Annotated in this window: 24 protein-coding genes, 2 pseudogenes and 1 riboswitch; of the genes and pseudogenes, 9 read left to right on the top strand and 17 right to left on the bottom strand. The window is 69.1% G+C overall.

The features are described 5' to 3' along the window. Window positions 1-5: 5 nt before the first annotated feature. The 6 genes from ACFY10_RS20995 to thrC all read right to left on the bottom strand — a co-directional run bounded on the left by ACFY10_RS20995 (window position 6) and on the right by thrC (window position 6652). Window positions 6-884: a metallophosphoesterase family protein gene (locus tag ACFY10_RS20995; protein WP_390666659.1), complete on the bottom strand. Its 879-nt coding sequence runs from the start codon at window positions 882-884 to the stop codon at window positions 6-8. A gap of 145 nt (window positions 885-1029) precedes the next feature. Beyond that, window positions 1030-2154 (bottom strand): NADH:flavin oxidoreductase, encoded by a 1125-nt coding sequence (locus tag ACFY10_RS21000; RefSeq protein ID WP_390666660.1) that lies wholly within the window; start codon window positions 2152-2154, stop codon window positions 1030-1032. A 220-nt stretch (window positions 2155-2374) separates the two neighbouring features. Next, window positions 2375-3997: a chaperonin GroEL gene (gene groL / locus ACFY10_RS21005; protein WP_275778693.1), complete on the bottom strand. Its 1623-nt coding sequence runs from the start codon at window positions 3995-3997 to the stop codon at window positions 2375-2377. Window positions 3998-4314: 317 nt separating this feature from the next. Beyond that, entirely contained in the window at window positions 4315-4521 is a 207-nt protein-coding gene (locus ACFY10_RS21010; RefSeq protein WP_019057200.1) for a cold-shock protein, read from the bottom strand. A gap of 451 nt (window positions 4522-4972) precedes the next feature. Then, complete coding sequence (locus ACFY10_RS21015) at window positions 4973-5248, bottom strand: ubiquitin-like small modifier protein 1 (protein ID WP_128432056.1); 276 nt, start codon at window positions 5246-5248, stop codon at window positions 4973-4975. Window positions 5249-5359: 111 nt separating this feature from the next. Continuing rightward, window positions 5360-6652, bottom strand: a complete 1293-nt coding sequence (thrC, locus tag ACFY10_RS21020; protein WP_390666661.1) for a threonine synthase — start codon at window positions 6650-6652, stop codon at window positions 5360-5362. Window positions 6653-6670: 18 nt separating this feature from the next. Further along, a riboswitch (SAM riboswitch) is annotated at window positions 6671-6826 on the bottom strand. Between the two features lie 128 nt (window positions 6827-6954). On the opposite strand from thrC, the gene ACFY10_RS21025 reads away from it, so the two are divergent. Together ACFY10_RS21025 and ACFY10_RS21030 are read left to right on the top strand one after the other, a co-directional pair. Further along, window positions 6955-7899, top strand: coding sequence for a glucosyl-3-phosphoglycerate synthase (locus ACFY10_RS21025; protein ID WP_390666662.1), 945 nt, complete (start codon window positions 6955-6957; stop codon window positions 7897-7899). 86 nt (window positions 7900-7985) lie between these two features. Further along, window positions 7986-9413, top strand: a complete 1428-nt coding sequence (locus ACFY10_RS21030) for a trehalose-6-phosphate synthase (protein ID WP_390666663.1) — start codon at window positions 7986-7988, stop codon at window positions 9411-9413. Window positions 9414-9453: 40 nt separating this feature from the next. Here the strand turns inward: ACFY10_RS21030 and otsB are convergent, their stop codons facing one another. The 3 genes from otsB to ACFY10_RS21045 all read right to left on the bottom strand — a co-directional run bounded on the left by otsB (window position 9454) and on the right by ACFY10_RS21045 (window position 11943). Beyond that, complete coding sequence (otsB, locus tag ACFY10_RS21035; protein ID WP_390666664.1) at window positions 9454-10371, bottom strand: trehalose-phosphatase; 918 nt, start codon at window positions 10369-10371, stop codon at window positions 9454-9456. Window positions 10372-10435: 64 nt separating this feature from the next. Next, entirely contained in the window at window positions 10436-10672 is a 237-nt protein-coding gene (locus tag ACFY10_RS21040) for a DUF3263 domain-containing protein (protein WP_390666665.1), read from the bottom strand. Between the two features lie 50 nt (window positions 10673-10722). Further along, window positions 10723-11943: an ABC transporter substrate-binding protein gene (locus tag ACFY10_RS21045; RefSeq protein ID WP_390666747.1), complete on the bottom strand. Its 1221-nt coding sequence runs from the start codon at window positions 11941-11943 to the stop codon at window positions 10723-10725. Between the two features lie 158 nt (window positions 11944-12101). Here ACFY10_RS21045 and ACFY10_RS21050 point away from each other — a divergent pair, with 158 nt between their 5' ends. From ACFY10_RS21050 to ACFY10_RS21060, 3 genes are all read left to right on the top strand, one after another. Next, window positions 12102-13043, top strand: a complete 942-nt coding sequence (locus ACFY10_RS21050; protein WP_390666666.1) for an ROK family protein — start codon at window positions 12102-12104, stop codon at window positions 13041-13043. Beyond that, complete coding sequence (nagA, locus tag ACFY10_RS21055; RefSeq protein ID WP_390666667.1) at window positions 13043-14257, top strand: N-acetylglucosamine-6-phosphate deacetylase; 1215 nt, start codon at window positions 13043-13045, stop codon at window positions 14255-14257. Before ACFY10_RS21050 ends, nagA begins: the two co-directional genes overlap by 1 nt. 137 nt (window positions 14258-14394) lie before the next feature. Beyond that, the gene (locus tag ACFY10_RS21060) at window positions 14395-15327 is read left to right on the top strand and encodes a 1-phosphofructokinase family hexose kinase (RefSeq protein WP_390666668.1); all 933 of its coding nucleotides are present in this window, start codon (window positions 14395-14397) and stop codon (window positions 15325-15327) included. A gap of 267 nt (window positions 15328-15594) precedes the next feature. Here the strand turns inward: ACFY10_RS21060 and ACFY10_RS21065 are convergent, their stop codons facing one another. Together ACFY10_RS21065 and cdgB are read right to left on the bottom strand one after the other, a co-directional pair. Beyond that, window positions 15595-16524 (bottom strand): CBM35 domain-containing protein, encoded by a 930-nt coding sequence (locus tag ACFY10_RS21065; protein WP_390666669.1) that lies wholly within the window; start codon window positions 16522-16524, stop codon window positions 15595-15597. Between the two features lie 133 nt (window positions 16525-16657). Continuing rightward, window positions 16658-18316: a diguanylate cyclase CdgB gene (cdgB, locus tag ACFY10_RS21070; RefSeq protein WP_390666670.1), complete on the bottom strand. Its 1659-nt coding sequence runs from the start codon at window positions 18314-18316 to the stop codon at window positions 16658-16660. 350 nt (window positions 18317-18666) lie between these two features. On the opposite strand from cdgB, the gene ACFY10_RS21075 reads away from it, so the two are divergent. Both ACFY10_RS21075 and ACFY10_RS21080 read left to right on the top strand, forming a co-directional pair. Next, entirely contained in the window at window positions 18667-19251 is a 585-nt protein-coding gene (locus tag ACFY10_RS21075) for a flavin reductase family protein (RefSeq protein WP_390666671.1), read from the top strand. A 55-nt stretch (window positions 19252-19306) separates the two neighbouring features. Then, window positions 19307-19780, top strand: a complete 474-nt coding sequence (locus tag ACFY10_RS21080; RefSeq protein ID WP_390666672.1) for a GNAT family N-acetyltransferase — start codon at window positions 19307-19309, stop codon at window positions 19778-19780. Between the two features lie 24 nt (window positions 19781-19804). Here ACFY10_RS21080 and ACFY10_RS21085 read toward each other — a convergent pair whose 3' ends face one another. Together ACFY10_RS21085 and arfB are read right to left on the bottom strand one after the other, a co-directional pair. Further along, on the bottom strand, window positions 19805-20674 hold the full coding sequence (locus ACFY10_RS21085) for a sigma-70 family RNA polymerase sigma factor (RefSeq protein ID WP_390666673.1): 870 nt from the start codon (window positions 20672-20674) through the stop codon (window positions 19805-19807). 108 nt (window positions 20675-20782) lie between these two features. Then, entirely contained in the window at window positions 20783-21217 is a 435-nt protein-coding gene (gene arfB / locus ACFY10_RS21090) for an alternative ribosome rescue aminoacyl-tRNA hydrolase ArfB (RefSeq protein WP_390666674.1), read from the bottom strand. Window positions 21218-21390: 173 nt separating this feature from the next. On the opposite strand from arfB, the gene ACFY10_RS21095 reads away from it, so the two are divergent. Then, window positions 21391-21966: a TerD family protein gene (locus ACFY10_RS21095; protein ID WP_030941300.1), complete on the top strand. Its 576-nt coding sequence runs from the start codon at window positions 21391-21393 to the stop codon at window positions 21964-21966. Window positions 21967-22038: 72 nt separating this feature from the next. Here ACFY10_RS21095 and ACFY10_RS21100 read toward each other — a convergent pair. Then, a pseudogene (locus ACFY10_RS21100) lies at window positions 22039-22249 on the bottom strand (DUF397 domain-containing protein). A gap of 15 nt (window positions 22250-22264) precedes the next feature. Between ACFY10_RS21100 and ACFY10_RS21105 the strand changes: the two are divergent. Beyond that, window positions 22265-22495: pseudogene (locus tag ACFY10_RS21105) on the top strand (Uma2 family endonuclease); the annotation flags it as partial. On the opposite strand, the gene ACFY10_RS21110 reads toward ACFY10_RS21105, so the two are convergent. The 3 genes from ACFY10_RS21110 to ACFY10_RS21120 all read right to left on the bottom strand — a co-directional run bounded on the left by ACFY10_RS21110 (window position 22477) and on the right by ACFY10_RS21120 (window position 24802). Then, a complete protein-coding gene (locus tag ACFY10_RS21110; RefSeq protein ID WP_390666675.1) occupies window positions 22477-22899 on the bottom strand; it encodes a hypothetical protein in 423 nt (140 codons plus the stop codon). The pseudogene ACFY10_RS21105 and the gene ACFY10_RS21110 sit on opposite strands and share 19 nt — an antisense overlap. A 176-nt stretch (window positions 22900-23075) precedes the next feature. Next, window positions 23076-23852, bottom strand: coding sequence for an ABC transporter permease (locus ACFY10_RS21115; RefSeq protein ID WP_390666676.1), 777 nt, complete (start codon window positions 23850-23852; stop codon window positions 23076-23078). Further along, the gene (locus tag ACFY10_RS21120; protein ID WP_390666677.1) at window positions 23849-24802 is read right to left on the bottom strand and encodes an ATP-binding cassette domain-containing protein; all 954 of its coding nucleotides are present in this window, start codon (window positions 24800-24802) and stop codon (window positions 23849-23851) included. The genes ACFY10_RS21115 and ACFY10_RS21120 overlap by 4 nt, the downstream gene beginning before the upstream one ends. Between the last annotated feature and the right edge of the window lie 38 nt (window positions 24803-24840).

Raw genomic sequence — 24840 nt, forward strand, 5'->3', positions numbered from 1 at the left:
GGGGACTAGCCGTGCCGTTCGATCAGCGCCCGCGTCTGCCGCTCGTCGAGCTCGTACACGGTCTCGTGGGCCCGCGGATCACGCGCGTGGAAGGTATGGAACATCGGGCCCGACGCGCCGTCGCCCAGCTCCACCCACGAGGCCGACGCCCCGCGCACCGCACGCTCGGTACCGGGAGGTGTCGTCAGGTCGATGCGGTTGACCACGCCGGGAGTCACCCACACCGGGGTCGTCTCCAGAAGGCCGAACAGCTGGAGATGAAAGTGCCCGGTGAGAACGGCCCGGACATCGGTGCCACGGATCGCCTCCGCCAGCGCCGAGGGATTGCGGAGCCCGAACACGCGCTGTGTCTCGACGTCGAGAGCGATCGGCGGATGATGGAGCGCGAGGACCGTCCCCTTCGCCGCCGGGGTCGCCAACACACCCCGCAGCCAAGCCAGTTGCTCGGCCCCGAGCCACCCGTGCACCTTGCCCGGCACGAGCGAGTCCAGCGTGACGAAACGCCATCCGTCCACCGTGCTCACCGCGGCCCGCTCCCCCGCCGCGGACTCGAGCACCGCCTCCGCCCGCTCGGCACCGTCCGCCGCCAGGTGCCCGCTCCCCAGCACCTTGCCGAAGGCCTCGCGCTCGTCGTGATTGCCGGTCGTGCAGAACACGGGCGCGTCCAGTGGCAGCGCGAACTCGGTCAGCAGCTCTCGTACCGTCGTGTACGCCTCCACCGCCCCGTCGTTGGCGATGTCACCGGTGACGACGATCGCATCCACGCCCCGCTGGTGACGCAGTTCGTCCAGCATGAGGCGAAGCGAGCCGGTGGCGTTGACGCCGTGCCTGTTGGGGGCGTCGGTGCGCTCGATGTGGGTGTCGGAGAGGTGAAGGATCCTCATGCCCCAGAACGCTATCCGTAGTTGACCTCGGCAACCAGGGCGCCCCATCCAGCCCGTCCGGCGTTTGAGGACGAGGCCGAAGGCCGATGGGGGGTCTGGGGGCGCAGCCCCCAGGGACGCGCACCCCCACCGACCCGCACCAATCTCAGCTCAGCGAGCGCAGCGCCGCCGCGTCATACGGCTTCAGCTCCGAGACCCGGTCGGCCAGAACCTTCGCCGCCCACTCAGGATCCTGCAGCAGCGCCCGGCCGACCGCGACCATGTCGAACTCCTCGGCCTCCAGCCGGTCGAGAAGGTTGTCGATGCCCTTGACCGGCGCCCCTTCGCCCTGGAAGCCCTTGAGGAAGTCACCGTCGAGGCCGACCGAGCCGACGGTGATGACCGGCTTGCCGGTGAGCTTCTTCGTCCAGCCGGCCAGGTTCAGGTCCGAATCGTCGAACTCCGGCAGCCAGTAACGGCGGGTGGAGGCGTGGAAGACGTCGACACCGGCGGCGGCCAGCGGCGAGAGGATCGCCTCCAGCTCCTCCGGGGTCTCGGCGAGCCGCGCGGTGTACTCCTGCTGCTTCCACTGCGAGTAACGGAAGATGATCGGGAACTCGGGGGACACCGCCTCGCGGACCGCCGCGACGATCTCGGTCGCGAACGTGACGCGGCCGACGGCGTCACCGCCGTAAGCATCCGTACGGCGATTCGTGCCCGCCCACAGGAACTGGTCGAGGAGGTAGCCGTGGGCGCCGTGCAGCTCCACACCGTCGAAGCCGATGCGCTCGGCGGCGGCAGCGGCCTCGGCGAACGCGCCGATGACGTCGTCCACGTCCTGCTGGGTCATCGCCTTGCCGGTCGGCTCGGCGCCCGCGGTCACCAGGCCGGAGGGGCCGACGGCGGGGGCGTCGGCGTACGGCGCCTGCCCCTGCTCGCGCACCATGCCGATGTGCCACAGCTGCGGGACGATCTTGCCGCCGGCCGCGTGCACGTCCTCGGCGACCTTGGCCCAGCCCGCGAGCTGCTCCTCGCCGTGGAAGCGCGGTACGCGGTCGCTGTTGCCGGCCGAGTCGTGGCCGACGTACGTGCCCTCGGTGACGATGAGCCCGACGCCGGCGGCGGCGCGGCGCGCGTAGTAGGAGCGCACGTCCTCGCCGGGGATGCCACCCGGGGAGAACATGCGGGTCATCGGGGCCATCACGATCCGGTTCGGGACGGTGAGACCGCCCAGACTGATCGGGCGGGACAGGATCTGGGCCGCTCGGGAGGCGGGCGTGGTGACGGTCACCTGGGAGACTCCTCGCAAAGGACGGTGCTGAAAGTGTTAACCAGCTGGTATGTGCACACGCATTGTTGCACCCACTTAAGCAATCGCCTATGCGCTGCCCCACATTCCGGGCCGCACGAAGTCCGTACGTGACCCGGAACACGCCCGAGGGCGGCACCCCCTGTCTCCAGGGAGTGCCGCCCTCGGTACTGACGGACCGGGTCCGAGCCTCGTATCAGGCTCAGAAGTCCATGTCACCGCCCGGCATACCGCCACCGGCAGGCGCGGCGGCCTTCTCCGGCTTGTCGGCGATGACGGCCTCGGTGGTGAGGAAGAGCGCGGCGATGGAGGCGGCGTTCTGCAGGGCAGAGCGCGTGACCTTCGCCGGGTCGATGATGCCTTCCTTGACCAGGTCGACGTACTCGCCGGTCGCGGCGTTGAGGCCGTGACCCGGGGTGAGGTTGCGGACCTTCTCCACCACGACGCCACCCTCGAGGCCGGCGTTGACGGCGATCTGCTTCAGCGGGGCCTCGAGCGCGATGCGCACGGCGTTGGCGCCGGTCGCCTCGTCACCCTCGAGGTCCAGCTTCTCGAAGACGCTGGAGGCCTGGATGAGCGCGACGCCACCACCGGCGACGATGCCCTCCTCGACGGCCGCCTTGGCGTTGCGCACGGCGTCCTCGATGCGGTGCTTGCGCTCCTTGAGCTCCACCTCGGTGGCGGCACCGGCCTTGATGACCGCGACACCGCCGGCGAGCTTCGCCAGGCGCTCCTGCAGCTTCTCGCGGTCGTAGTCCGAGTCGCTGTTCTCGATCTCGGCGCGGATCTGGTTGACCCGGCCCTGGACCTGCTCGGAGGAGCCGGCACCGTCGACGATGGTGGTCTCGTCCTTGGTGATGACGACCTTGCGGGCCTTGCCCAGAAGGTCCAGGGAGGTGTTCTCGAGCTTGAGACCGACCTCCTCGGAGATGACCTCGCCACCGGTGAGGATGGCGATGTCGTTCAGCATCGCCTTGCGGCGGTCGCCGAAGCCCGGGGCCTTGACGGCGACGGACTTGAAGGTGCCGCGGATCTTGTTGACGACCAGGGTCGACAGGGCCTCGCCCTCGACATCCTCGGCGATGATCAGCAGCGGCTTGCCCGACTGCATGACCTTCTCCAGGAGCGGGAGCAGGTCCTTGACGGAGCCGATCTTGGAGTTGGCGATCAGGATGTACGGGTCGTCGAGCGACGCCTCCATCCGCTCCATGTCGGTGGCGAAGTACGCCGAGATGTAGCCCTTGTCGAAGCGCATACCCTCGGTGAGCTCGAGCTCCAGACCGAAGGTCTGGGACTCCTCGACGGTGATGACGCCTTCCTTGCCGACCTTGTCCATCGCCTCGGCGATGAGCTCGCCGATCTGGGTGTCGGCGGCGGAGATGGAGGCCGTCGAAGCGATCTGCTCCTTGGTCTCCACGTCCTTGGCCTGCTCGAGCAGGGCACCGGAGACGGCCTCGACGGCCTTCTCGATACCGCGCTTGAGGGCCATCGGGTTGGCGCCGGCGGCTACGTTGCGCAGGCCTTCCTTGACGAGGGCCTGGGCGAGAACGGTCGCGGTGGTCGTACCGTCACCGGCGACGTCGTCCGTCTTCTTGGCGACTTCCTTGACCAGCTCGGCGCCGATCTTCTCGAACGGGTCCTCGAGCTCGATCTCCTTGGCGATGGAGACACCATCGTTGGTGATCGTGGGGGCGCCCCACTTCTTCTCGAGGACGACGTTGCGGCCCTTGGGGCCGAGCGTCACCTTCACGGCGTCCGCGAGCTGGTTCATGCCGCGCTCGAGGCCGCGCCGCGCCTCCTCGTCGAACGCGATGATCTTGGCCATGTGAAGTGGTCCCTCCAGGACTGGGGGTGATTCCTTCGGACCGCGCCCGCGCCCGCGACGGACGGCTCGCATGCCTTGCAGGTTCCTTCCCCACCCGGCCTGCGGGCCTCACCGACCCGGTCCTTCGTTGTCACTCTCACCTTCAGAGTGCTAACGCCAATGATTAGCACTCGCCCCCTGCGAGTGCAAGCGCCTCTCGGAGGCTGGGCCCGCACACCCGACCCCGGCTCGAGCATGCCGAAGGGCCCGTACCCAGGAGGTACGAGCCCTTCGATCAAGAACAGAAGAACGTCGCTGCAGTTAACCCGGCGCGTGCTTCAGCTGGTCGCCAGTCGGACCATGTCCGCCTGCGGCCCCTTCTGGCCCTGCGAGATCTCGAAATCGACCCGCTGACCCTCTTCCAGGGTGCGGTAGCCGTCCATCTGAATCGCACTGTAGTGGACGAAAACATCCGCACCACCGTCGACCGCGATGAAGCCGTACCCCTTCTCCGCGTTGAACCACTTGACGGTGCCCTGAGCCATGCCTAACTCCCCTATTACTGGCCCTTGCACAGATCCACACTTCGCGGATCCGGGTCAGACCTCACCCCCCACGGTTGGGGGCGTGCGCCGGAACGCGTCGACCGCGGCTGAATGTATCTGTCCAACTGCCGTCTGCAACAGGTCAATCGGACGAGAATTCCGGGCACGACTGGTCGGGAATTTACGGAGAATTCGCCTGAATTCAGGGCAAGTCGGGCCCCATAAAAGGAGCATAAGACGCAAAAAACCTGCACACTTTGGCTACTTCTCGCTGCCTGAGAAGAGAGAACTCATATGCATCCGGCATGCGGAGTGGAGCAGGTTCCCCAACTGTACCGTGCTCAACCATGCAGAATTGCCCCCTCCGCTTCTCTCACGGAGGGGGCAATTCGGTGAACTCTTGGTAACCGGCGTTACCGACGGTAATAATCGGTCGTCCGACCTGTTTCGGTCAGCCTCCGGCGACGGCCGGGATGATCGAGACGCCGGCACCGTCCGGAGTCGCCGTCTCCAGCCCCTGCTCGAACCGCACGTCGTCGTCGTTCACGTACACGTTGACGAAACGGCGAAGCTTGCCCTGGTCGTCAAGAACGCGGGCGGCGATACCCGTGTGGTTCTTCTCCAGATCGGCGATGACCTCGCCGAGGGTCGCACCTTCGGCGGCGACCTCGGCCTGCCCGCCGGTGTAGGTGCGCAGGATGGTGGGGATGCGGACGTTGACGCTCACAATGTGCCTCCGGTCAGGGTTTTTTAAGGGGCGCGGGGCTGTGTTGGATTTGCGGCTGCCGCCGCGTGGGCGCGACCAGCCCCCACCGGCCCGCGGCCGAACAACTACCTCTTAGCCGAGCCCGGCCTCACGGAACGATTCGAGGCTGGGACGGATCGTCGCAGTAAGACCCGTACCCGCCACCGCATCCAGCGTCTTGAGCCCGTCACCGGTGTTGAGCACGACCGTGGTGAGGCTCGGGTCCAGCAGCCCGTTCTCGATCAGCTTCTTCGTCACACCGAGGGTCACGCCCCCGGCGGTCTCCGCGAAGATTCCCTCCGTGCGGGCGAGCAGCTTGATGGCGTCCACCACCTGCTCGTCGTTCACGTCCTCCACCGCACCCCCGGTGCGACGGGCAATGTCGAGAACGTAAGGACCATCCGCCGGGTTGCCGATGGCCAGCGACTTGGCGATGGTGTTCGGCTTCTGGGGCCGTACGACGTCGTGCCCCGCCTTGTACGCGACGGAAACGGGGCTGCACCCCTCGGCCTGCGCCCCGAAGATCTTGTACGGCTTGTCCTCGACGAGGCCAAGCTTGATCAGCTCCTGGAGACCCTTGTCGATCTTCGTGAGCTGCGAGCCGGAGGCGATCGGCACGACCAGCTGGTCCGGCAGCTGCCAGCCGAGCTGCTCGCAGATCTCGTACGCCAGGGTCTTGGAGCCCTCCGCGTAGTACGGCCGCAGGTTGACGTTGACGAAGCCCCAGCCCTCGCCGGCCGGGTCGCCGATCAGCTCGGAGCAGAAGCGGTTCACGTCGTCGTAGTTGCCGTCGATACCGACGAGCTCGCCGCCGTAGACGGCAGCCATGACGACCTTGCCCTGCTCCAGGTCGTGCGGGATGAACACGCAGGAACGGAACCCGGCGCGGGCCGCCGCGGCCCCCACCGCACCGGCGAGGTTGCCGGTGGACGAGCAGGACAGGGTGGTGAAGTCGAAGGCGCGGGCGGCCTCGATGGCCTGGGCGACCACGCGGTCCTTGAAGGAGTGCGTCGGGTTGCCCGAGTCGTCCTTGACGAACAGCTTGCCGGCGTCGACGCCGAGCTCACGCGCCAGGTTGTCGGCCTTGACGAGCTTGGTCCAGCCGGGGTTGATGTTGGGCTTGTCGGCCACGTCCGCCGGGACGGGCAGCAGGGGCGCGTAACGCCAGATGTTCGCGGGACCCGCCTCGATCTGCTTGCGGAGCTCCTCGGCGTCGTAGGCCGAGAAGTCGTAGGCGATCTCGAGCGGGCCGAAACACTCCTCGCACGCGAAAACCGGACCAAGGGGTACCCGGTGACCGCACTCGCGGCAGGAAAGAGCCGCGGCGGGACCCAGATCGACGGTGTTCACGGAGTTCGTGGTGCTTGCAACAGTCTGCGCAGCCATGTGAGGCGAGGCCCTTTCTCCTCATCTTCCTCACGACGCATCTCGCCGTGAGACGGATTTGGCACCTTCCCTAGCCGGGAGCCTCGCTGGATGATCAACACTGATCTACGAGAACCGACTGGAGGGTTGCCGGGGCTTCATCGGGCCGTATCCCTCTGCCCCTCTGGATGAGCGGTATTCGGTTGTCCCTCCGACGACCTCGGACATGCGATGGTCATCGTCGTTGTTCAAGACTGTAACCGAAGGCCAGGACAGTTGAGAGAGTCGTCCGAACCGCGAGACAAAAGTGAGGAGCCGCCTACGTGCTGGAAGAAGTCGAGCGCTGGCTGAGCACCCGCTCCTGGTCCCTGACCGATCGCCCTCTCCACAAGATCCTCGCTGCCAAGCAGCGCACGGGACAGTCGGTCAGTGTCGTGCTGCCCGCGCTCAACGAGGAGGAGACGGTCGGCGACATTGTCGCGATCATCCGTCATGACCTCATGCAGCAGGTCCCGCTCGTCGACGAGATCGTCGTCGTCGACTCCGGGTCCACCGACCGCACGTCCGAGGTCGCCGCGGCGGCCGGGGCCAGGGTCGTCCACCGTGACGACATCCTGCCGCGCATCCCGACCGTCCCCGGCAAGGGCGAGGTGCTGTGGCGCTCGCTCCTCGTCACCAGCGGGGACATTGTCTGCTTCATCGACGCCGACCTGAAGGAGTTCTCGTCGGACTTCGTCTCGGGGATCGTGGGCCCGCTGCTCACCGACCCGGGGATCGACCTGGTCAAGGGCATGTACGACCGCCCGCTGGGCGGCGCTGCAGGTCAGGGCGGCCGGGTCACCGAGCTGATGGCCCGCCCGCTGCTGAACATGCACTGGCCGCAGCTGGCCGGCTTCGTGCAGCCGCTCGGCGGCGAGTACGCGGCCCGGCGCAGCCTGCTGGAACAGCTGCCCTTCCCGGTCGGGTACGGCGTGGAGCTGGGCATGCTGGTCGACGCCCTGCATCTGGTGGGCCTCGACGCGCTCGCCCAGGTGGACGTCGGGGTGCGCAAGCACCGGCACCAGGACGGGCAGGCGCTGGGCCGGATGTCCGCCGCGATCTACCGCACGGCACAGCTGCGGCTGGCCCGCGGGCACCTGATCCGCCCCTCGCTCACCCAGTTCGAACGGGGCGAGGACGGCTTCGAGCCGCGCACCTACTCCGTGGACACGGAGGAGCGGCCGCCGATGGTGGAGATCACCGAGTACGCGTCGCGCAAGGTCGCCTGAGGCGGCGCGTTACGCGGTGTATACGGTCCACCCGCGAAGCCCAGCCGTACGTTTGAGCGTTTCCGGGCCGGGCTAGGTTGTGGCGTATGGCTTCCACGCACGGCGCAGGTCATCACGCTGCCGATGACGCAGGTCAGCACACTGGTCATCAGGTGCTGGTCGCGTCCAACCGCGGCCCGGTCTCGTACGAGGTACAGGAGGACGGCTCGCTGTCCGCCAGGCGCGGTGGCGGCGGGCTGGTCTCCGGCCTGTCCGCGATCGGGCCGGACGCGGACGCCCTGTGGGTGTGCTCGGCGCTGTCCGACGGCGACCGCGAGGCGGTCCGGCGCGGGGTCGGCGAGGACGGTGTGCGGATGCTGGACATCCCGGCCGGCGTGCACGCCGACGCTTACAACGGCATCGCCAACTCCGTGCTCTGGTTCGTCCATCACATGCTGTACCAGACGCCGCTGGAGCCGGTCTTCGACGCGGAGTTCCGGCGGCAGTGGGCGTCGTACGAGACCTACAACCGGGCGTTCGCCGAGGCGCTGGCCCAGGAGGCGGCCGAGGGGGCCGCGGTCCTCGTACAGGACTATCACCTGTGTCTGGTGCCGGGGATGCTGCGGGAGCTGCGGCCGGACCTCAGGATCGGGCACTTCTCGCACACGCCGTGGGCGCCGGTGGACTACTTCCGGATGCTGCCGGACGACATCGCCGAGCAGCTCCTGCGCGGGATGCTGGGCGCCGACCGGCTGGGTTTTCTGACCCGGCGCTGGGCGGACGCGTTCACGGCGTCCTGTACGGAGCTGGTGGGCGGGCTCGGCAATACCCGGATCGGGGTGCACGGGCTGGGCGCGGACGCCGACTTCCTGCGGCAGCGGTCGCACGAGGCGGACGTCGACGAGCGGATGGCCGCCCTGCGGGGGCAGATCGGCGCGGGCCGGAAGGCGATCGTGCGGGTCGACCGGACCGAGCTCTCGAAGAACATCGTGCGCGGCCTGCTGGCCTACCGGCAGCTCCTCGACGACCGTCCGGAGTGGCGCGAGCGGGTGGTGCATGTCGCCTTCGCGTACCCGTCCCGCCAGGACCTGGCCGTCTACCGCGACTACACGGCCGAGGTGCAGCGCCTGGCCGAGGAGATCAACTCCCGTTACGGCACGCCTGGTTGGACCCCGGTCGTGCTGCACGTCAAGGACGATTTCGCGCGCTCCCTGGCCGCGTACCGCCTGGCGGACGTGGCCCTCGTCAACCCGATCCGCGACGGCATGAACCTGGTCGCCAAGGAGGTCCCGGTCGTCTCCGACGAGGGCTGCGTACTGGTGCTGTCGCGGGAGGCGGGGGCGTACGAGGAGCTGGCCGAGGACGCGCTGACCGTGAACCCGTACGACGTGATCGGGACGGCGCGGGCGCTTCACGCTGCGTTGTGCCTGCCGGCGGCTGAGCGGGCCGAGCGTACGAAACGGCTTGCCGCCGCGGCTACGGCGTTGCCGCCGGCGCAGTGGTTTCTTGAGCAGTTGGAGGCTTTGCGGGGCTGAGGTCTGGGGGCTGCCGCCCTCAGGCCCCCGCTTTCGGCCCTTAAGGGGCCTCGTCCTCAAACGCCGGACGGGCTGGAGTTGCCGACCGGCGCTGGAAATGTGCCGCCAGCGCCCGCAGCAGTCGTACGACCCCCTCCGGGCCCTCCACCACCAAGTCCGCCCGCTCCCGCAGCTCCGTCACCTCGTCGCTGCCGCTGCACACCAGGAGGCCGGGGACGCCGTCGGAGCGGAGTTTGTCCACGGCGGCGAAGGCGGGGAGGTCGCCGAGGTCGTCGCCGGCGTAGAGGACTGCCGATGCGTCGATCTCGCGTACGTACTCCAGGAGGGCCACGCCCTTGTCGGTGCCCGGTGGGCGCAGTTCGAGGACGAGGCGGCCCGGTTCGACGATCAGGCCGTGGCGGGTGGCGAGGTCGGTGAGGGGTGCGCGCAGGGCCTCGAAGGCGGCCTGGGGGTCGGAGGCGCGGCGGGTGTGGACCGCGAGGGCGCGGCCCTTCTCCTCGATCCAGGTGCCCTGCCAGGCGCCGATGCGGTCGAGGAAGCCGGGGAGTTCGGCGCGGACGGCGGCGACGCCGGGGTGGGGGGCGGGCGCGCTGACGTTGCCGCTGACCGCGTCCCAGCGTTCGGCGCCGTAGTGGCCGAGGACGACCAGGTGCTCCAGGCCGGGGACGCCCGCGAAGCCGCCGTGCCGCACGGCGACGCCGGCCGGGCGGCCCGTGACCACCGCGACGGAGGCGATCCTCGGGGCGAGCGCGGCGAGCGCGGGCACCGCATCCGGGTGGGCGCGGGCCAGCTCGGGGTCCGGCACGATCGGGGCGAGGGTGCCGTCGAAGTCCAGGCCGACCACCGTTTTCGCGGGTTTCGCGAGGATCGCGGCGAGTCCGTCCCGGCCTGCCTGCGTGGCGGGTGTCGGCAGGGGGTCCATGGAGTGCGTCGAGTCCGTGTCCGTATGGGTGCCCATACGGTGACCATAACCGCGCGGGGCAGGGCGCACCCATGGCTCAGGGGAGCGCGGCAACGGGCGGTCAGCGTTCCGTTCGCCGCGTTTCCCGCACCCTGCGCAGCCTGTTCACCGTCACCGGGTCGTGGGCGAGGGCCCGCTCGTCGTCCAGCAGGGCGTTGAGCAGCTGGTAGTAGCGGACGGGAGCCAGGCCCAGCTCCTCGCGTATCGCGCGTTCCTTGGCGCCGGGGCCCGGAAAGCCCCGGCGTTCGAGGGCGAGGACGGCCTGCTCGCGCTCGCCCAACTGATGTTCCTCATCCATGTGACGAACCGTAGCGCCCGCCACTGACAGTCACATCCGACCGGCGGCGCCTACTGAGCGTTCTCCGCCATGGACGCCGTCGACTCGAGCTGCGCGAGGGTGGCCGCGGGGTTGCCGCTGGGGGCCACGGCGGTGCCTATGCGCTTCTTGACGGCAGCGGCGACCGCGGCCCAGGAGGTCTTGTCGACCGGGTAGAGCTCGGACAGCGGCAGCTGCTTCAGGAACGGTTCCAGGGCGGCGTCCTGCTTGTCCGTGCCCATGACGTCGGAGGCGGAGGTGGTGACCGGCAGCAGGTCGTACTCGCGGGAGAAGTCGAGCACGTTCTTCTCGCTGTAGACGAAGTCGAGGAACTTGCCGACCTGCTCGGCGTGGCCGTTCTTCTTGAAGGCCATCATCCAGTCGGCGACACCCATGGCGTTCTTGCTCTGGCCGTCCGCGCCGGGCATCGGCACCATGCCGTACTTCACGCCCTTCTTCGCGGCGATCTTCATCAGCGAGGGGTGCCCGTTGAGCATGCCGACCTCGCCGTTCGCGAAGGCGGCGAAGGCGGCGGCGCGGTTGAGGCTGCCGGGCGCGACGGGACCGGTGAGGCCCTTGCCGACCAGGTCGTTCTTGAGCCAGGTGAAGGTGTCGACGTTCTGCGCGGAGTCGATGCCGTAGGTGCCGACGGTGTCGGTGTAACCGCCGCCGCCGCTCAGCAGCCACTGCATCGTCTCGGCCTGCGCCTCCTCCGGGCCGAGCGGCAGCGCGTACGGGTACTTCACGCCCCTTGCCTTGAGCACCTTGGCGTCGGCGGCGAGCTCGTTCCAGGTTTTCGGCGCGGTGAGGCCGGCGTTCTTGAAGAGGGTCTTGTTGTAGAAGAGCAGCCGCGTGGAGGCGGCGAACGGCAGCCCGTACTGCACGCCCTTCACCTGCCCCGCGGTGGCCAGCTGTGAGGCGAAGTCGGCCTGGGTGCTGATGGACAGCATGTCGTCGGCCGAGTAGAGCAGGCCCTTGTTCGCGTAGTCGGCGTACGCGCCGATCTGCGCCATGTCGGGCGCCTGGCCCGCGTCGACCAGCTCCTTGACCTTGCGGTCGACGTCGTTCCAGGAGTAGACGGTGACGTCGATCTTCACGCCGGAGTGCTTGCTCTCGTACTCCTCGACCAGCCGGTCCCAGTACTTCTGGGAGCTGTTGGCCGCCGAGTCGCCGTAGTCCGCGGCGACCAGCTTCAGGGTGACGTCCCCCGATCCGCCGCCGGTCAGGCCGCAGCCGCCGAGGACCGCCGTCATGCCCAGTGCGGACACCGCCGCGATCGTTCCTGCCCTACGCCGCTGCACTGCCTGTGACCTCAACCCTGCTGTCTCGCCGTTCAACATGTGGACACAATAGGTCTACACCACGTAAGTGGACTAGACCTCTTGCGGGTCCTGGGGCCACACTGTCCCCCGTGAGACATGTCATCGCCCTGGATGTGGGCGGCACCGGGATGAAGGCCGCACTGGTCGCGGCCAACGGCGAGTTGCTGCACCAGGCCCGCCGGGCGACCGGCCGCGAGCGCGGGCCGGACGCGGTCGTCGAGGGCATCCTCGACTTCGCCGCCGAACTCAGCGCCCACGGCGCCGAGCACTTCGGCGAGCCCGCATCCGCCGCCGGTGTCGCGGTCCCCGGCATCGTCGACGCCGACCGGGGCATCGCCTCCTACGCGGCCAACCTCGGCTGGCGCGACGTCCCCCTGCGCGACCTGCTCGCCCAACGACTGGGCATCCCGGTCGCCCTCGGCCACGACGTCCGCACCGGCGGTCTCGCGGAGGGCCGGATCGGCGCCGGACAGGGCACCGACCGCTTCCTCTTCATCCCCCTCGGCACCGGCATCGCGGGCGCGATCGGCATCGGGGGCCGGGTGGAGGCGGGCGCGCACGGCTTCGCGGGCGAGATCGGCCACATCGTCGTACGGCCGGGAGGCAGCCCGTGTCCGTGCGGTCAGCGGGGCTGCCTGGAGCGATACGCCTCCGCGGCGGCGGTGAGCGAGGCATGGGCGACGGCCTGTGGGGACCCCGACGCGGACGCGGCCGACTGCGCGAAGGCCGTCGCGTCCGGCGACCCGAACGCCGTACGAGTCTGGCAGGACGCAGTGAACGCCCTGGCCGACGGCCTGGTCACCGCCCTCACCCTGCTGGACCCGCGCACGCTGATCATCGGCGGCGGCCTGGCGGAGGCGGGGGAAACCCTGTTCACACCGCTGAGGGAAGCCGTCCGCAAGCGGGTCACGTTCCAGAAACTGCCGACGATCGTCCCTGCGGCGCTGGGGGACAGCGCCGGATGTCTGGGCGCGGGACTCCTTGCCTGGGATCTCCTAGCCACTACCGACCGCACGGAGGTAACGCCCTGATGGCCACCCCCCAAGGGGCGCGGGTCCCTGTTGAATCTGCGGCTACCGCCGCGTGGGCGCGACAAGCCACAACGCACCTGCAGGTACTCACCGGCGCACGGGTGGTACTGCCCACCGGCACGGTGACCGACGGCCGCGTCATCATCGACGGCACGCGGATCGCCGGGTCGGCGCCCGAGAACGCCCAGGTGATCGACTTCAGCGGCCACTGGCTGGTGCCCGGCTTCGTCGACCTCCACAACCACGGCGGCGGCGGAGCCTCCTTCACATCCGGCACGGTCGAGGACGTACTGCACGGCATCCACACCCACCGCCTGCACGGCACGACCACCCTGGTCGCCTCGACGGTCACCGACGACATGGACTTCCTGACCCAACGGGCCGGCCTCCTGTCCGAACTCGCCGAGCAGGGCGATATCGCCGGCATCCACTTCGAGGGCCCGTTCATCTCGCCGTGCCGCAAGGGCGCGCACTCCGAGAAGCTGCTGCGCGACCCGGACCCGGCGGAGGTACGCAAGCTGATCGACGCGGCGCGCGGCAGGGCGAAGATGGTCACCCTGGCCACCGAACTCCCGGGCGGCATCGACTCCGTACGCCTGCTCGCCGAGCAAGGCGTCATCGCGGCGATCGGCCACACCGACGCGACGTACGAGCAGACGGTGGAGGCGATCGACGCGGGTGCGACGGTCGCGACCCACCTCTTCAACGCGATGCCGCAGATCGGCCACCGGTCCCCCGGCCCGATCACGGCCCTCCTCGAAGACGACCGCATCACCGTCGAGCTGATCAACGACGGGACGCATCTGCACCCGGCCGCCCTCCAGCTGGCGTTCCATCACGCCCGCGCGGACCGGGTCGCGTTCATCACGGACGCGATGGACGCGGCCGGCTTCGGCGACGGGCGCTACCTGCTCGGCCCCCTGGAGGTCGAGGTCACCGAGGGCGTGGCCCGCCTGGTGGAGGGCGGCTCCATCGCGGGGTCGACGCTCACGCTGGACCGGGCGTTCCAGCGGGCGGTGACGGTGGACCGGCTGCCGGTGGAGGACGTCGTGGCAGCAATCTCGGCCAATCCCGCCAAGCTGCTCGGCATGTACGACTCGATCGGCTCCCTGGAGCCCGGAAAGTACGCCGACCTGGTACTTCTTGACCATCAATTCGCCCTCAAGGGCGTGATGCGCCACGGTGAATGGGTGGTCGATCCCCAACTGGGGTGATGTGTCCGGCTGTTGAGGGCGGCGGTTGTCCTGCAAAACTGGGACGACCGCCGTCCGTTTGGCATGATCAGGCCTTCGGACGCATGGCACACACAGTCGTTCGGCACACACAGTCGATTCGGGGGAGGTCGGCCCAGGTGATCCTCACTGTCACGCTGAACACCGCTCTCGACCTCACGTACCGCATACCGGCACTCAAGCCGCACGCCTCGCACCGGATCACCGAGGTGACCGAACGCCCCGGCGGCAAGGGCGTGAACGTGGCCCGCGTGCTCGCGGCCCTCGGCCACGAGGTGACGGTCACGGGCTTCACGGGCGGTGCGACCGGAGCCGTCGTACAGAGTCAACTGACCGCCGTACCAGGAGTGATCGACGCCCTGATCCCGGTCGCCGCCCCGACTCGCCGCACGATCGCCGTCGTCGACGAGCAGACCGGCGACACCACCCAGCTCAATGAACCCGGCCCGACGATCACCCCCGCCGAGTGGTCCGCCTTCCAGGAGGCCTACGAGGACCTGCTGGCGTCGGCGTCCGCGGTGGCCCTGTGCGGGAGTCTGCCGCCCGGTGTGCCGGTGGGCGCGTACGCGGGCCTGATACGGCTCGCGAAGGCCGCCGAGGTGCCCGTACTCCTCGACACCAGCGGCGAGCCCCTGCGCCGCGGGGTCGCCGCCCGCCCGGACATGGTCAAACCGAACGCCGACGAACTGGCCGAACTCACCGGCTCCCACGACCCGTTGCGCGGCGCCCAGGACACACGCCGCCGAGGCGCCCGCTCGGTCGTCGCCTCCCTGGGCACGGACGGCCTCCTGGCGCTAACCCCCGAGGGCCGCTGGCGCGCCACCCCACCCGCCCGCATCCACGGCAACCCGACGGGCGCGGGCGACTCGGTGGTGGCGGGCCTGCTGTCGGGCTTGGAGCAACAACTCCCGTGGCCGGACCGCCTGTCCCGGGCGGTGGCGTTGTCGGCGGCGACTGTGCTGGCGCCGGTGGCGGGGGAGTTCGATCCCGCAGCCTACGAGGAACTACTGCCTCGGGTCGACACTCGGGGCGACATGAGCGCGTCGGCGTGATATTCGCCCGAAGAATGCCGAAGGCCGGACAGGTCCGTTACCCGCATCTCGGCCTTCTTTTTCGGGTGCCCGCAAGGGGCGGGAAGTACCGATGCACCAGCACAGGCGCGCAGTGCAACACGTGGACGCCTCTCAAGTGGGAGGGCAAGAAGCCGTGGGCCGCGGACAAGTGCGTACGCTTCGCCGCACCGCCTGATCTGAGGCCACGAGGAGGTCCGCCGGTCTTCCGGCGGACCGTTTTCTGCTGTCGAGGCCCTACTCACACCACTACTGGTCGGCGTTCTCCGTCACATAGAACTGGTCGAGCAAGGCGTTGCACTGGTTGCCCTGCTGACAGGAGAGCTGAATCGTGTTGGTGCCCTTGTTCAAGGAAACCTGACCCCAGGTGGTCTGCCAGCCGTTCTTGGGCAGCTTGCCGAAGTTCTTCATGTTCAGCGGCTGAGTGTTGGGCTTGGTGTTCACCGTCAGCGTCGCGTTGGCATCCGCATCGGGAAGGGCGTAACGGACGTAGAGTCGGTAGGTGCCGGCCTTCTCGATGCCGTTGACGGTCCAGGTCACCGAGGCGCCGACCTGGTTGAACCCCGTCACGTAGACGCCACCGTCCGCCTGCGCGCCCTTAACGTCCGACGCCGTCGTCACCCCGGTCCCGAGGGTCAGGGCCTTCGCATCCGTCTTCGGCAGATCCGCCGACGCACTGCTGCTAGCCGACTGGCTCGGCTCAGAGCTCTGCGAAGTGGACGGCGTACTGGAGGACCCGCCGCTCGCCTTGTTGTCCGAGTTGCCGTTCATCATCGCCACGCCGATGCCGATCACGACCGCGGCGACCACCGCGACGGCGCCGATCAGCAGGCCCTTGGTGTTGGGGCCGCGGCCCCGGCCGCCGCCGGCCGGCATCGGCTGCTGGGTGGTCGGCGCGCCGCCCGGGAAGGTCTCCGGCGCCTGGTAGGCGGCGTTCGGCTGGCCGTACACACCCTGCTGCTGCGGGACCTGGCCGTAGGCGGCCGTCTGCTGGGCCTGGGGCGGCTGCTGGCCGTACTGTCGCTGGCCGACGGCGCGCACGCGGTTGACGGAGCCCGGGTAGCCGTAGCCGCCGCCACCGGACGGGGGCTGCGCTCCGTTGGCCTGCCCGTCGGCGTAGAGGTAGCCGAACGGGTCGTCGTCCTCTGGCGTGCTGGCGCCGTTGTTGCCGGACGTCATCTCCGTGGTACTCCTCAGCGGTGCGGGTCGAACGCGATACGGGGGGTCAGAATGGCGAGCCTACCCGCTCCCGCTGCCCCAAACGGGTGACTCGGATCGCATCGGCTCGCGGACCAGGACGCTGACCTGGAGATCAACCCGCGCGTCTGTGCTGTTTGGGACGAGATCGTTTCTCTACGTACATCCGTTCGTCGGCAGACTTCAACACTTCGTCCGCAGTCATGCCGCAGTGTGCCCATCCGATGCCGAAGCTGGCGCCCACGCGGACGGCCCGTCCCTCGGCCCGGATCGGCTGGATGATCTCGTTGCGCAGGCGTACGGCGAGGTCCTGGGCGTCGGCCCGGCCGAGCCCGTCGGCGAGGATCACGAACTCGTCGCCGCCGAGCCGCGCGACCGTGTCGCCGTCGCGTACGGCCCGCGACAGCCGCCGGGCGACCTCGATGAGAACCGCGTCACCCGCGTTGTGCCCGAACCGGTCGTTGATCGACTTGAAGCCGTCGAGGTCGCAGAAGAGGACCGCCAGTCCCTTGGTGCCGTCGTCGTGGTCGCTCTCGGGTGCGGCGGTGTGCACATGGTGGTCGAAGCCGTCGTACACCTCGACGTCGCCGCCGGGCCGGAAGTCGAAGCCGTGGCCGCCCGCGTCGTAGACGGGATGGCCGTAGGCCGCGTCCAGGGACTCGAGGGCGCCGGGGTGGCCGGCGCGCTGGCAGAGCCGGGAGGAGAGGCGGGAGCGCAGCTCGGCGGAGTTCGGCAGGCCGGTGAGCGAGTCGTGGGAGGCGCGGTGGGCGAGCTGCAGCTCGCGGCGCTTGCGGTCCTCGATGTCCTCGACGTGGGTGAGCAGGAAGCGGGGTCCGTCGGCGGCGTCCGCGACGACGGAGTTCCTCAGGGACACCCAGACGTAGGTGCCGTCGCGGCGGCCGAGGCGGAGTTCCGCCCGCCCGCCTTCGGCGGAGGTCCGCAGCAGCGTGCCGATGTCCTCGGGGTGGACGAGGTCGGAGAAGGCGTAGCGGCGCATCGCGGAGGCGGGGCGGCCGAGCAGGCGGCACAGGGCGTCGTTGGTGCGCAGGATCCGGCCGTGCTGGTCGCCGCCCATCTCGGCGATGGCCATGCCGGAGGGGGCGTACTCGAAGGCCTGCCGGAAGCTTTCCTCGCTGGCGCGCAGGGCCTGCTGCTCCCTTTCGAGTCTGACCAGTGCCCGCTGCATATTCGCACGTAGACGCGCGTTGCTGATCGCGATGGCGGCCTGGAACGCATACATCTGGAGCGCTTCGCGACCCCATGCACCCGGCCGCCGGCCGTTGCGCGGCCGGTCCACGGACAGGACGCCGATCAGCTCACCGCAGGTGCCGTTCGGGCCGCCGGGCGTGTACATGGGGGCGAAGAGCCGGTCGGAGGGGTGCCACTCGTCCTCGAAGCGGGGCGCGGGGCCGTCGGTGTACCACTGCGGGACGTCGTCGTCGTCGAGGATCCAGCCCTCGGTGTGCGATATGAAGACCAGGTCGCCCCAGTGCTCGCCCATGCTCAGACGGCGCTCCCAGGACTCCCGGGAGCCGACCCGGCCGGTGATCAGCGCCTCTGCCGCCGGGTTGCCCGCGAAGGCGGCGACCACGAGGTCGCCGTCGGGGCGGACGAGGTTGACGCATGCCAGCTCGTACCCGAGGCCGTTGACCACTCCGTCGGCGACGGTCTGCAGTGTGTCCGCCAGGCTTCGGGCCGTGTTCATGTCAGCCATGACCTGGTGCAGTTGCCGCAGAGTCGCAAGACGGACGTACGGCTCCGACTCGGTCTCCATGCTCGCCCTCCCCCCGAGACCTCGCAGCGAATCAAGGGTTCTCATCGGCGTATCGTCATTGGCAGCTTCCCAGCCACTGAATCACAGCGCGCTGCCCACTCGGTACACAGGGTCAACAATTAGTGGCCCTTGTGACTCAAGTCACAGCTAAAGATGAACAATTGAGTGGTGTTTCTGCGTTTTCGCTGTGCGTTTACTGAACGCAAACTTTGTGGGTATGTGGAGATGCCGCACAAGGGTACGTCGGGGACCGGGAACGGTACTCCGGCGAACTCCGTCGGTGGTCCTAGGTCCGGTATCGGCCCGGGGCCCGATGCGGCCCGCGCAGGGCGGACACTAGCGTCTCCCGCGTGCCGAACACTCCCGCTGCCGCATTCCCGATCACTGCCCCACCCGCCTCCGGGCATGCTGAGGGGGTGAGCAACGACGAGTTCCGCGCCGCCATGTCCCGGCTGGCCGCGGGCGTGGTCCTGGTGACCGCACAGGAGCCGCCGCTGGACCCCGACGACCCGTCGGCGCCGGGCGGCGAGGACGTCGGCATGACGGCGACGGCCTTCATGTCCGTCTCTCTCGACCCGCCCCTCGTCCTGGTCAGCCTGCGCGAGGGCTCCCGCATGGACGACCTGCTCGACGAGCAGCCCCTGTGGGCGGTCTCGGTCCTCTCCGAGAGCCAGCGCCACATCGCCGGCCGCTTCGCCATGAAGGGCCGCATCAGCGACCGGTTGCTGTTCGAGGACATCCCGTACGTACGTGGAGAGGCGACCGGCGCTCCCCTGGTGGGCGGCGCTCTGGCCACCCTTGAGTGCCGCACGGAGCAGCGGGTACGGGCCGGGGACCACACGCTGGTGATCGGGCGGGTGCTGACGGCGGGGGTACCCAGCGCGGACGGCGGGCCGCTGGCGTATTTCCGGGGGCGGTACCGGCAGTTGGGCTGAGATTCCGCACGTAATTCCGTGGCCCGCCGCTGATCATCCGGCTTACGGTGCCCGGATGACATCGACCTCCGCGCTCCGCCTCGAAGAGATCACGCCCAGGAACTTCGAGGCCGCGACGGCCATACGGGTCCGCCCCGAACAGGAATTCGCGGTCTCCCCGGTGATGAAGTCCCTGGCCGAGGCGTACATCCATCCCGCCGGCGTCGCCTGGCCGCGCCTGATCGTCGACGGCGACCGCCCGGTCGGCTTCCTGATGGCCTTCCTCGACATCGACTGGCGCCAGGACGGCACCCTCCTCCGCTCCGGCCTGTGGCGGCTGAACATCGCGGCCGGGGAGCAGCGGCGCGGATACGGCCGGTTCGCGGTCGAGTCCGTGGCCGCCGAGATCCGCCGCCGCGGCGGCAAGCAGCTGTACGTCACCTGGCACCCCGGCCCGAACGGCCCCGAGGACTTCTACCTGGGTCTGGGCTTCCGCATCACCGGGGAGAAGAGCGAGGGCGAGACGGTCGGGGTTCTGGAACTCTCCTAGGGCGCCCTGGACGCCATAGCCGCCCTAGACGAGGCTGATGTCCTGCTCGGCCACGCGCGCGGCGTCCAGCACGATGTCGATGACGGCGATCCGGTCCCCCACGAACGTGAAGGCCAGCGTCCGGTCCAGGTGGCCGTCGATGAACACGGCGAGCCCCGTGGCGCCGTCGACCAGCGCGGGCCGCGACACGGCCGCGAAGTGCCGGAAGCTGGACGCGCCCTTGGCGACCGCCGCCGCGCCCGTGGTCACGCCGACGTCGGTGCGCGCGACGACATCCGGGTCCAGCAACTCGACCAGGGCGTCGAAGTCGCCCTCCCGCGCGGCCGCCAGGAACGCGTCCACAACCTCCCGCTGCCGCACCAGATCGGCATCGTGAGCCTCGGCGCCCTGCACCCGGCGCCGCGCCCGGCTGGCCAGCTGCCGCGCCGCCTCCGGACTGCGCCCCACGATGTCCGCGACCTCCTCGTACGGCACCGCGAACAGGTCGTGCAGCACGAACGCCAGCCGCTCGGCGGGCGTCAGCGTCTCGAGTACGACGAGCAGCGCGACGCCCACGGAGTCGGCGAGCAGCGCGTCCTGTTCGGGGTCGGCGGCGAAAACGTCCGCCACGCGCGCGGTGGTCGTGCCGTTCTCCAACGGCTCCTCCGCGCGCGATTTGCGGGAGCGCAGCATGTCCAGGCAGACCCGGCCGACCACGGTCGTGAGCCAGCCACCCAGGTTGTCCACCTGCCCGGCGTCGGTACGACTGAGCCGGAACCAGGCTTCCTGCACCGCGTCGTCGGCCTCGGCGCCCGAACCGAGCATTCGGTAGGCGACGGCGCGCAGATGAGGCCGATGCGATTCGAATCGCCGGGCAAGGAATTCGCCGTCCAACGGAAATTCGCTGTTGTTCATCGCCACAGTTCCCGCTTCCCGGTCCGTTAGTCGCTGTCACTCGGCTCTCAGTGACTTGGCTGTCAGTGACTTGACGGACCGGACGCCGGCGATGTGACAAAGGACGTTCTACCAATCCCGGCCTGACCGCCCCCGCTTTGTATCGGAGCGCTGCTTCTTCTCCCGCAACCGCCGCTCATTGATCCCGCGCGGAATACGGGTCGGCCGGCGCGGCTTGGGCGGCGGCGCGGTGGCCTCGGCGAGGAGGGCGGCGAGCCGTACGGCGGCGGTCTCGCGATTGCGCCACTGGGACCGGTGCTCGGAGGCACGGACGACGACGACGCCGTCGACGAGCCGCCCGGCCAGCCGCTCCAGCGCCCGCGCCTTCCACACCTCGGGCAGCGCCTCTGTCTTCGCCAGGTCGAAGCGCAGCTCCACCTGTGAGTCACTGGTGTTGACGTGCTGCCCGCCGGGCCCCGACGACCGCGAGAAACGCCACATGAGCTCGGCCTCGGGGAGCGAGACGGAGCCGCGGATGAGGTAGGGACCGGCCATGCCCACCATGGTCCCGCAGCTGACCGGCACACGTCACGCGAATATCGTTCACCCGAAGTTCGGTAAAGAAAGTAAAGACACGTGGAACCTTCGGTGCCCCTCTTGGCGTTGGTAGGGGTAGCTGTAGCTTCAAGCCCGTACGTCGTACCGCCGTACGCAAACGAGGGAAAGGACTCCCAACCATGGCTGTAAGCCTGTCCAAGGGTGGCAACGTCTCGCTCACCAAGGAGGCTCCGGGCCTGACCGCCGTCACCGTGGGCCTCGGCTGGGACGTTCGCACCACCACCGGCACGGACTTCGACCTCGACGCCTCCGCCATCGCGGTCAACACGCAGGGCAAGGTCTTCTCGGACGCCCACTTCGTCTTCTTCAACAACAAGCAGACCCCGGACAACACCATCGTCCACACCGGTGACAACCGCACCGGCGAGGGCGAGGGCGACGACGAGGCGATCAACGTCAACCTGGCGGGCCTCCCGGCCGACATCGACAAGATCGTCTTTCCGGTCTCCATCTACGACGCGGAGAACCGCTCGCAGAACTTCGGCCAGGTCCGCAACGCCTACATCCGCATCATCAACCAGGCCGGCGGCGCGGAGATCGCCCGCTACGACCTGTCCGAGGACGCGGCCACGGAGACGGCCATGGTCTTCGGCGAGCTGTACCGCAACGGCGCAGAGTGGAAGTTCCGCGCGGTCGGCCAGGGCTACGCCTCTGGTCTGGTGGGCATTGCGCAGGACTTCGGCGTCAACGTCTGACGGACGCGGCGCGCTGAGCTGAGCGGGAGCCCCTGGCTGCGGTTTGCTGCGGCCGGGGGCTCCGGCGTTCGCTCAGCTGCCGGAGGCGTGCGACACGAATGTTCGCTCAGGCGGTGGGGGCAAAGTGCAAGCGGGGGCCAGCGGTGTGCTTGGAGTCGCGGACGTGGATGGTGGCAGGGGTCGTGGCGATCTCGACGCAGGACTCGCCGTTGGTGCCACCGCTGCAGCTGCTCTTGAACCACGCCAGTTCGGAGGCGTCCCCGGCGAAGGCCTTGCGCATCATGTATCTCCCAGCAGTGACAACGACTGGGTCACCAAGCTGCGCGACTACCCCCTGATCGGCATCCCCATCTACGCGATCTTCGCCCCCCGCACCGCAACCGGCGCCGTCCTCACCGACATCCACCCCACCCCCGACGGCCCCCGCTACGCCACCCGCAAGGACTTCGTCCACGGCGAGGACGTCACCATCGGCGACTGGACGATCTCCACGGACAAGCTGCCGCGCTATCAGCCCATCGGCCGGTAATAGCCGAGCACAGCGGCCAATTGCGCGAACCACTGCCCCAACTGCGCCCTCGGCTTCGCCTCCACCACGCACTCGTAGAACCTGCCGTCCAGGTGGACCACCGCCATCATCAGGTCCTTGCCGGACGGGCTCGCCTTGTAGTGGACGCTGCGGATCTCCTGCCAGGGGAAGTCGGCCGATGCGCCGTTGAGCTCGAAGGCCACACCCTCTGCGTCGACCACGATCGAGTTGTGGCGGTCGACCGCCATGAACTCCGGGCCGGGGGCGGGTTGTTGGGGTGGCGTCGGAGCGTAGGCGTACTGAGGCGGCGGTGGGCCGAAGCCCGGCGGGGCGGTGGGCGGTGGGGACGGGGGCTGTTGGCCGTACGCGGGCTGGTTGCCGTACGGCGGTGGCTGGGTGGTCATCTGCTTCCGTCCCCGAATGTGATGTGGCTTCTGGGAAATCTACGTGGCCTGCCTGAGCCTGTTCCGGGTGACCTCCTTACTGCACACGAACGGGGCGGCGCACTCCGACCGTGTGTCGGTGTACGCCGCCCTCGGTTGGGACGAGTTGCGGGAAGTGACCCGCGCCGTCATGGCGGTTACTTCGGGTCGCCGTTGAACTTCGACGTCGACCAGAAGTAGCCGAGGACCGCGAGGCCGACGCACCAGGCGACGGCGAGCCATCCGTTGTGGCCGATGCCTGTGCCGAGGAGCAGGCCGCGCAGGGTCTCGATGGCGGGGGTGAAGGGCTGGTATTCGGCGATCGGCTGGAACCAGCCGGGCATGGAGTGCAGGGGTACGAACGCGCTGGAGATGAGCGGCAGCAGGATCAGCGGCATCGCGTTGTTGCTGGCGGCTTCGGCGTTCGGGCTGACCAGGCCCATGCCGACGGCGATCCAGGTGAGCGCCGTGGCGAAGAGCACGAGCAGCCCGAACGCGGCGAGCCACTCCAGGGCTGTCGCATCGGTGGAGCGGAAGCCGATGGCCACGGCGACGACGCCGACGAGGACCACGCTCATCACCGACTGAAGGACGCTGCCGATGACGTGTCCGATGAGGATGGAGCCTCGGTGGATGGCCATGGTGCGGAAGCGGGCGATGATGCCCTCGCTCATGTCGGTGGAGACGGAGACCGCGGTGCCGATCGTGGTGGAGCCGATGGTCATGAGCAGGATGCCCGGCACGAGGTAGGCGACGTACGCGTCACGGCCCGCGCCGGCGCTCATCGCGCCGCCGAAGATGTAGACGAACAGCAACAGCAGCATGACCGGGGTGAGCAGCAGGTTCAGGGTGAGGGAGGGGTAGCGGCGGGCGTGCAGGAGGTTGCGGCGCAGCATCGTGGACGAGTCGCGCACGGCGAGGGTGAAAGAGCTCATCGGACAGCCTCCTTCGGCTGGTCGGTGTCGCCGGTCAGGGCGAAGAAGACGTCGTCGAGGTCGGGGGTGTGCACGGTCAGCTCGTCGGCCTCGATACCGGCCGCCTCCAGCCAGTCGAGGATGGCGCGCAGTTCACGCTGGCTGCCGTCGCTGGGGATCTGCAACGCCAGCGCCTCGTCGTCCCGGGTGACCTCGCGCAGCGCCGTGGCGGCGTTCTGGTAGGCGGCCGGGGCGGTGAAGCGCAGCCGGATGTGGCCGCCGGGGACGATCCGCTTGAGCTCGTCGGCGGTGCCCTCGGCGGCGATCCTGCCGTCGTGCAAGACCGCGATGCGGTCGGCGAGTTCGTCGGCCTCGTCCAGGTACTGGGTGGTGAGGAAGACGGTGACGCCGTCGGAGACCAGCTCGCGGATGATCCCCCACATGGTGTGCCGGCTGCGCGGGTCGAGGCCGGTGGTCGGCTCGTCGAGGAAGATGATCCGCGGGCTTCCGACCAGCGTCATCGCGATGTCGAGGCGGCGCTTCATGCCGCCCGAGTAGGTGGAGGCGGGCTTCTTCGCGGCCTCCACCAGATCGAAGCGCTCGAGGAGTTGGGCGGTGACCCGCCGCCCTTCCTGCTTGGACAGGTGGTGCAGGTCCGCCATGAGCAGCATGTTCTCCTCGCCGGTGATCAGGCCGTCGACGGCGGAGAACTGCCCGGTGACGCCGATCGCGGCGCGTGCCGCCTGCGGGGCGGTGGCGAGGTCGTGGCCGCCGACGCTGATCCGGCCACTGGCGGGGTCGGGGGAGATGAGGGTGGAGAGGATCTTGACGGCGGTGGTCTTGCCGGCGCCGTTCGGGCCGAGCAGGGAGAAGATCGTGCCTTCCGGTACGGCGATGTCGACGCCGTCGAGGACGGTCTTGTCTCCGTAGGACTTGCGCAGCCCGTTCGCCGCGATGGCCAAGTCGGTCATGAGAAATAACCCCTGTTGATTGCTGGAAGCGGATTGGT

The sequence above is a fragment of the Streptomyces sp. NPDC001401 genome, assembly GCF_042895385.1.
GTDB lineage: Bacteria > Actinomycetota > Actinomycetes > Streptomycetales > Streptomycetaceae > Streptomyces.

What these genes read in the sequence shown, in the direction of transcription:
- ACFY10_RS21045 (WP_390666747.1), bottom strand. Translation starts at nt 11,943, where the DNA reads ATGACGGCGGTCCTCGGCGGCTGCGGCCTGACCGGCGGCGGATCGGGG.
- ACFY10_RS21030 (WP_390666663.1), top strand. Translation starts at nt 7,986, where the DNA reads ATGGCTTCCACGCACGGCGCAGGTCATCACGCTGCCGATGACGCAGGT.
- ACFY10_RS21085 (WP_390666673.1), bottom strand. Translation starts at nt 20,674, where the DNA reads ATGAACAACAGCGAATTTCCGTTGGACGGCGAATTCCTTGCCCGGCGA.
- ACFY10_RS21120 (WP_390666677.1), bottom strand. Translation starts at nt 24,802, where the DNA reads ATGACCGACTTGGCCATCGCGGCGAACGGGCTGCGCAAGTCCTACGGA.
- ACFY10_RS21115 (WP_390666676.1), bottom strand. Translation starts at nt 23,852, where the DNA reads ATGAGCTCTTTCACCCTCGCCGTGCGCGACTCGTCCACGATGCTGCGC.
- thrC (WP_390666661.1), bottom strand. Translation starts at nt 6,652, where the DNA reads ATGGCTGCGCAGACTGTTGCAAGCACCACGAACTCCGTGAACACCGTC.
- cdgB (WP_390666670.1), bottom strand. Translation starts at nt 18,316, where the DNA reads ATGGAGACCGAGTCGGAGCCGTACGTCCGTCTTGCGACTCTGCGGCAA.
- ACFY10_RS21065 (WP_390666669.1), bottom strand. Translation starts at nt 16,524, where the DNA reads ATGACGTCCGGCAACAACGGCGCCAGCACGCCAGAGGACGACGACCCG.
- ACFY10_RS20995 (WP_390666659.1), bottom strand. Translation starts at nt 884, where the DNA reads ATGAGGATCCTTCACCTCTCCGACACCCACATCGAGCGCACCGACGCC.
- ACFY10_RS21010 (WP_019057200.1), bottom strand. Translation starts at nt 4,521, where the DNA reads ATGGCTCAGGGCACCGTCAAGTGGTTCAACGCGGAGAAGGGGTACGGC.
- ACFY10_RS21095 (WP_030941300.1), top strand. Translation starts at nt 21,391, where the DNA reads ATGGCTGTAAGCCTGTCCAAGGGTGGCAACGTCTCGCTCACCAAGGAG.
- ACFY10_RS21110 (WP_390666675.1), bottom strand. Translation starts at nt 22,899, where the DNA reads ATGACCACCCAGCCACCGCCGTACGGCAACCAGCCCGCGTACGGCCAA.
- ACFY10_RS21040 (WP_390666665.1), bottom strand. Translation starts at nt 10,672, where the DNA reads ATGGATGAGGAACATCAGTTGGGCGAGCGCGAGCAGGCCGTCCTCGCC.
- otsB (WP_390666664.1), bottom strand. Translation starts at nt 10,371, where the DNA reads ATGGGCACCCATACGGACACGGACTCGACGCACTCCATGGACCCCCTG.
- ACFY10_RS21080 (WP_390666672.1), top strand. Translation starts at nt 19,307, where the DNA reads ATGACATCGACCTCCGCGCTCCGCCTCGAAGAGATCACGCCCAGGAAC.
- groL (WP_275778693.1), bottom strand. Translation starts at nt 3,997, where the DNA reads ATGGCCAAGATCATCGCGTTCGACGAGGAGGCGCGGCGCGGCCTCGAG.
- arfB (WP_390666674.1), bottom strand. Translation starts at nt 21,217, where the DNA reads ATGGTGGGCATGGCCGGTCCCTACCTCATCCGCGGCTCCGTCTCGCTC.
- nagA (WP_390666667.1), top strand. Translation starts at nt 13,043, where the DNA reads ATGGCCACCCCCCAAGGGGCGCGGGTCCCTGTTGAATCTGCGGCTACC.